The 998-nt window shown below is 72.3% G+C and carries 1 protein-coding gene; it reads left to right on the forward strand.

The features are described from left to right. On the forward strand, positions 1-989 hold a 989-nt coding region (locus tag AB8Z36_RS41180), incomplete at its 5' end, for an alpha/beta hydrolase-fold protein (protein ID WP_369218452.1). Positions 990-998 lie beyond the last annotated feature (9 nt).

Consider the following 998-nt stretch of genomic DNA (forward strand, 5'->3'; position numbering starts at 1 on the left):
CTCCTGCTCCCGCTCCCGCTCTCAATGCCGCTGCGGCTGCTGCTTCTCGGCCCCTCATCGACTTCGAGAGCTGGGCGGGGCTGACCGAGTTGCGTCAGTGGGGCGGCACGGACTGCTGGTATGCCGAGGTGCGCATGCCTGAGCGGCTACGGGTGACCTATCGGTTTCTCGTCGGGGGCGAGGCGTACGCCGACCCGCTGAATCCGGTCGGCGCCGGTGGGGACCGTTCCATCGCCGCGACGCCGGACGCCCCGGAGCAGCCGTACTGGCCCGCTGTGGGGCCCGACGAGGTCCTGCCCGTGCCGCGGGCCCGGATCCGTTGGGCGAGTGAGCGGCTCGGGGGGCGGCGCACCGTGCGCGTTCATCCGGTGGGCGGCGGCGGGCCTGTGGTGCTGCTGCTCGACGGGGACGACTGGCTGTATCTGCACCCGGCCATGACCGCGTTCGACGCGGCCTTCGACGCCGGGGAGATGCCGCCCGTCACCCTGGTCTTCCTGCCGAGCAAGGACCGGGAGGCCGAGTTCTGCTGCCGCCCGGAGCTGTGGGAGGCGGTGCGGGACGAACTGCTGCCGCTGGTGGCGGAGTCCGGAGTTCCCGCCGACCTGAGTCGGCTCGTGGTCGCCGGGCAGAGTCTCGGCGGGCTGAGCGCGCTGTTCGCGGCGGCCGAGTTCCCGGAGCTGGTGTCGCGCGTCGCCTGTCAGTCCGGATCGTTCTGGTGGTCGTCCGAGGCCATGCGACAGGACGATCCGCTGGGCGGTCCGACCGGTGGCGCCATCGCCGCCCGTCTCAAGGACCGCGACCTCTCGGGACTGCGTGTCGCGTTCGACGTGGGTGAACACGAGACCCGTATGCTCCCCCACTGCCGACTGGCCGAGGAGCTGACCTCGCGGGCGGGTGCGAGCGTACGAATATCGCGTTCGGCGTCCGGGCACGACCGCGCCGGTTGGCGGCAGTCCCTGCTCAGGGACGTCGCCTGGACCCTCGGCTGACGGCCGGGC

The sequence above is a fragment of the Streptomyces flavofungini genome (assembly GCF_041028215.1).
GTDB lineage: Bacteria > Actinomycetota > Actinomycetes > Streptomycetales > Streptomycetaceae > Streptomyces > Streptomyces flavofungini_B.